We start from the raw sequence: 5,276 nt of genomic DNA on the forward strand, positions 1-5,276 counted from the left end.
GGATGACTTACAAGACTTACAATTCGAGGTTATTCGCTGCAAAGAACTTATTCAGTCCGTTTATGAAAAAGTAACCGCCCACCATGTAAAAGATAAAGAAAAATTCAACCTCCTTATGTCAAATCTAGACATCGTAGGCGATATATTGTCAAATTCAGTTGCTCAATTAAAGCGCCCTAATTTGCCAATTAGCAATACATTTAAGGACATGTCTAAATTTGTATTTAATAATCCCAAATTATCACCCAAAATAGCGGTTAACGATTTTCTTGATCAAGTGGCGTCTTTTTTAATCGTATATAATCGTAAGCATCAGCTAGGAATAGAAAGACTTGAGAATCACATTTATGCAGGACTAGAACAATCATATTTAGAAGATATGACTAAGCTTCTTGACAAAAGTCCAGAGCCTAAAAAACCGATACCAAATCCAGGGTCAGAACCAAAATCCACGCCAATCAAAGTATCTAAAACCAAAGTTGGCCTTTTTACTGGAAAATCCGGTTCAATTTCCCCTCCCCTCCCTACAACCACCTCTTCACTCACATTATAAAATGTATCCCAAGCAGAATCTAACTGCTTGGGAAGTTCATCTTATAGCAAACTCCCCCAATCAATATCGTGGATCAAAAGCATCGCGCACCGCATCCGCAAATAAATTAATGGCTAATACTAACAAAAACATAAAAATAAATGCAGCCAACATCGGCCACCAAATTACCGGATCACGTGCTAATTCAAGACGTGCGCTGTTAATCATATTTCCCCAACTAATGGTCATAGGAGAGACTCCTACCCCTACATAAGATAACAAAGCCTCAGCCATCACTAAAAAACTAAAATCCAAAACTAAGGTAATTATAACAATGTGCATCACATTCGGTAATAAATGCTTACGGATAATCGTGAACCAATTAGAGCCCAAAGCACGAGCAGCTAAAACATAATCGACTTCACGCAATTTTAATGTTTCGGCGCGTAATAAACGACACAGGCTCGTCCAACTGGTCACCCCTAAAATTAAGCATAAAGCCAATAAACGTGCATCCGCGCTTTGCGCTAAAGTCGTAAATTCGTCAGGATGACTTGCTATATAAGTTTGCAAGGACAACACAGAAGCAGTAATTAATAAAACCCCTGGAATAGAGCTTAAGGTCGTGTAAATGTATTGAATAATATCATCCACGATTCCACCAAAATACCCGGCAACAATGCCTAAAAATAAAGCTAAAGGCAACATAAATAAGGTGGTTAACAGGCCAATAATTAAACCCGTACGAATACTTTTGATTGTGAAATAAAAAATATCCTGTCCTATTTGCCCTGTTCCTAAAACATGAAATACGCGTGATAGCTCATAGCTAAATACCACAAAAAACGTAAGGAGGCCTAGAGTAATTAACGCGCTAAGGCTAGTTGAACTTAAAACAAAAATCGCAGGCTTACGAGTAAATGCGCGCACAAAAATTACGATAAGCCAAAACGACAACAGTGCGACAATAGTGCCTTTTAACGCCGACCTTAAGCTCGTTTTAACCACGGCCACTTTTTCTGCTTCAGTTTTTACCCATTTTGCCGGATAAACTAAAGGGGCGTAAATTTGCTTCACCACACCATGAACAAGCACCGTATCAGTAACAAATTGATTTAAAGCTAAAGGAGCCGAATAAGTTTTTTCACAGTTGGTGCCTATTGGGGCAAGCAGATTATCCAATAATGAAGTTGCTGTTTCAGACTCACTACTTTGTGTTGAAAAATGAATGGAGTCTAATACGCCGATGGTAATAAAAAACAAAAGCATGATGCCCGCGCTTACAGCTATGGGTCGATGGAGAATGATGGAAAAAGAACGTCTGATGTGTTGCTTGCGTAAGCTAAATAAGATGACGAACACACTTAAGATAAGCAGTGTGAGAAAACATTTATCGGTCCATAGGAATTCAAAAGTCATATTTTTATTCTCAACCTAGTAACTTCCTGTTTCTTTGCATCACTCACGATAACCTTACCCGCGGATCCACGAACATATAAGAAAAATCGGTCAATACCAAACCAATGATATAAAGAATAGACCCTAAAAATACCATGGCCCTAACGATGGCAAAATCCTGTTGTTGAATGGCGTCTATAATATAACTTCCCAAACCCGGCACACCAAAAAAAGACTCAAGAATTAAACTACCCATAAATAAAGAAGGGATCAGCACGACAATGCCCGTTAAGATGGGCAGCATGGCATTTTTTAACACATGTTTAAACATCACTTGTTGTTCTGACAAGCCTTTCGCGCGCGCTGTTTTCACATAATCTTTATTCATCTCTTCTAAAAATAAAGTACGGTACCAACGCCCCCCTGCCCCTAAACCGCTGAGAACAGCAACCGCAACGGGAAGAATAATAAATTTTAAGGCTTCAAGGCCGCCATCATAGCCAGAAATAGGCACCAGGCGCAGAAGCTTACCAAACAAATATTGGCCACCAATGATGTAAAACAAACTGGAAATAGACATCAAAATGATGCACATCACCACCCCTGTTAAATCAAGATAAGTGCCGCGAAAAAAAGCCATCGCCATCGCTAACACAATGTTACTAATTACATCTAAAAATAACACCGGTAAGGCAATGGCCAAACTTGGCCACATTCTAAAACTAATGTCTTGACTAATATCACGGCCAGCATCCGACATACCAAAATTAAAGGTAAATAGCTTCATCGATTTTTGAAAAAATAAAGTGGCCTCAATTTGCTGGAATCCTGTCTTTTGCTCATTAAAAAACAACGGTAAATTATAACCATGGGCGATTTTCCAATCATCAATAACCTGTTGTTGCACATGCTTTTGGCCTAAGTGCATACGTGCTATATCATCAGGTGTGTTCACCATAAAAAATAAAATAAAAGTAAGTAAGTTAATTCCAAACAGAATAGGTATGGAATAAAAAAATCGACGTACTAAATACTTCATCATGGTAAATAAATCCTCTCAGCCGGCTGTTTTTCCTTTTTTAAATAGGCAATAAGCAAAGGCAAAACTAAAATTAAAAGCAGCAATAGCAATAAACCTAAAGGCCAGAAAATAGGTTGATTCCATTCCTCGCGTAAGCGTGCACGCTCAGAAGCATTAATTGCCACGTATTTTAAGCTTCCTAAAGAAATGGGATTGGGTTTTGTATGTGACATCCAACTTTGTGACAAAATAAAACTCTCGGTATGAATGCCCCAGGCCCAAGGTGCATCATGCCGAACAATAGCAAGCATGGTATCAATAATTTGTTGTCTTAATGCATCATTCTTACGATTTTTCATTAAATCAAATAAACGATCAAACTCAGGGTTTTCATAATTCGCCGTATTTTCCCCACCATGCTTCACCTTGCCATTGCCACCATAAAGTTGAAAGAGAAAATTTTCAGGATCTGGATAATCGGCAGCCCACCCCCAAGAAAAAATTTGCGCATTCCCTACCCGCAATTTTTCCTGAAAGCGATTATATAACGTGGCTCGGACATTTAAATCAATACCAATATTAGCAAACTGTTTACGCATCCAATCAAATAAAGCTTTATCTTCCGGACCGCCAGAAGTAGTCGCATCATAATGCAAAATTAAGGCCTTTCCGGTGGCGGGATCAATACCACCAGGGTACCCCGCTGCAACCATTAATTTTCGTGCATCCTGCAAGGGCCGTCGTACGGCTTCGTTATCCTTCCATTCATAAACATAAGGATTAATTCCCGCAACCCCTTCCTGATAACCAAAAATACCGGGAGGAATGGGGCCTTGAGCAGCAATTCCACGACCATTGTAAAAAATGGCAATATTTTCATCGTAATTCAGCGCAATTGAAATTGCTTGTCTTAATTTACGCGCACGCTCACGTGTACCCCCAACTACATTATCCAACATATTAAAACCTAAATAATAAATACTAGGTTCAATCATTTCAGTTAAAGACACTTTTTTCTTTTGCATTTCGGGCGTCAAGCTCGCAGCACCGTGCTTATTAATATGAATTGCCTGATCAAAACTGTCTGCACCAACTGCAGAATTATCATAATAACCCTGCATAAATTTATTCCAGCGCGGAATCGATTCTTTTTCTAAAGTAAACACAACTTTATCAATTAAAGGCAGACGCTTGCCCGCATTGACCAAATAGCCTTTTCCCTTGTCCGCTTGAGAACCGCCAGCGGGAAAATACATTGCACGAAAATTAGGATTTTTATTCAAAACCATCCGGCGATTGGGATTATTTTTAGTTAACATAAATGGACCGGTACCTATAGGATACCAACTAAAAGAAAGATTCTTATCACTCATCCCTGGCTGAGCATAAAAGACATCAGCTTCCCAAGGAACCGGCGAAAAAAAAGGCATTGCCAACCAAAATAAAAACTGGGCATATTGCCCTTTCAAGGTAATCTCAACGGTATAATCATCCAGTTTGTTAACACCTGTTAATGGGTAATTACGCAGATCAACATATTGCATAGTCGTGGGCAATTTCTTACCGAACTCTTTAAAACCAACAATGTACTCGCTCATTAATCCATAAATAGGAGAACTTACAGCAGGATTAGCCAAACGTTTTATTTGATAGATATAGTCATCGATAAGTAATTCACGCGTTCCAGTAAACTTGAAATCAGCAAGTCGATTAATATCATGTTTATCTAAATAATTTACTGACAAATGATGGTAGCGATAATGGCCGGATTTGTCCTTGGCCAATGCGGGATGCGGTTGATAGAGAATGCCTTTATTAATTTGTACGGTGTATACCGTATAAGCGGGTGTAATTGGGCTGTTTTCAGCAATAGGATTGTGCTGAGCATCCAAATATTTTATCTGCGGTAATTGCATCGCCGTTAATGGTTTTAACTGATAAGGTCTTAAAAAATAATCATATTCCAGTAGAGGTTCGTAAATTTGCTCAATAAAAATATACTCATTCATACTATAAGATAATGCCGGATCTAATGTTTTTGGTTGTTCAGTAAACGAGGAATAGTAGATCTTCTTTTTCGCATCGCTTTGTGGGTAGGGATTATTTAAAACCCAAGAATTCGCATAGGAAAAACCTAGACTGTTCACGAACAAAACAATCAAAATCATCCACTGCATTTCTTCTCCCTTTCGTACTTGTTAAGGCCGTGACCTGATAAAGGATTTTATACTTAAAATTTCCCAGAACCTGTCGTCCCCGCAGAGGAGGCACTGCCATTAAGTTAAAGATTTTATGCTTCAAATGTCTCAGAGCCTGGTTGGAACC

General features: G+C 38.8%; 4 protein-coding genes. 1 reads left to right on the top strand and 3 read right to left on the bottom strand.

Annotation, left to right across the window (positions count from 1 at the left end):
• Nucleotides 1-553: hypothetical protein (locus LDG_RS19590; protein ID WP_040534740.1), on the top strand; the 553-nt coding region annotated here is incomplete at its 5' end.
• A 60-nt stretch (nucleotides 554-613) separates the two neighbouring features.
• Here the strand turns inward: LDG_RS19590 and LDG_RS06480 are convergent.
• The 3 genes from LDG_RS06480 to LDG_RS06490 are packed head-to-tail and all read right to left on the bottom strand — an operon-like array spanning nucleotide 614 to nucleotide 5,119.
• Complete coding sequence (locus LDG_RS06480) at nucleotides 614-1,951, bottom strand: ABC transporter permease (RefSeq protein WP_040534742.1); 1,338 nt, start codon at nucleotides 1,949-1,951, stop codon at nucleotides 614-616.
• Between the two features lie 43 nt (nucleotides 1,952-1,994).
• Complete coding sequence (locus tag LDG_RS06485) at nucleotides 1,995-2,972, bottom strand: ABC transporter permease (protein WP_006870417.1); 978 nt, start codon at nucleotides 2,970-2,972, stop codon at nucleotides 1,995-1,997.
• Nucleotides 2,969-5,119 carry an ABC transporter substrate-binding protein gene (locus LDG_RS06490; RefSeq protein WP_407635268.1) on the bottom strand — a complete coding sequence of 717 codons (2,151 nt, stop codon included), beginning with the start codon at nucleotides 5,117-5,119 and terminating at the stop codon, nucleotides 2,969-2,971. The genes LDG_RS06485 and LDG_RS06490 overlap by 4 nt, the downstream gene beginning before the upstream one ends.
• Nucleotides 5,120-5,276: the final 157 nt, after the last annotated feature.

The sequence above is a fragment of the Legionella drancourtii LLAP12 genome (assembly GCF_000162755.2).
In the GTDB taxonomy this organism is placed as follows: domain Bacteria; phylum Pseudomonadota; class Gammaproteobacteria; order Legionellales; family Legionellaceae; genus Legionella; species Legionella drancourtii.

Coding starts and splice junctions, on each gene's coding strand:
- LDG_RS06485 (WP_006870417.1), bottom strand. CDS start 2,972: ATGATGAAGTATTTAGTACGTCGATTTTTTTATTCCATACCTATTCTG.
- LDG_RS06490 (WP_407635268.1), bottom strand. CDS start 5,119: ATGATTTTGATTGTTTTGTTCGTGAACAGTCTAGGTTTTTCCTATGCG.
- LDG_RS06480 (WP_040534742.1), bottom strand. CDS start 1,951: ATGACTTTTGAATTCCTATGGACCGATAAATGTTTTCTCACACTGCTT.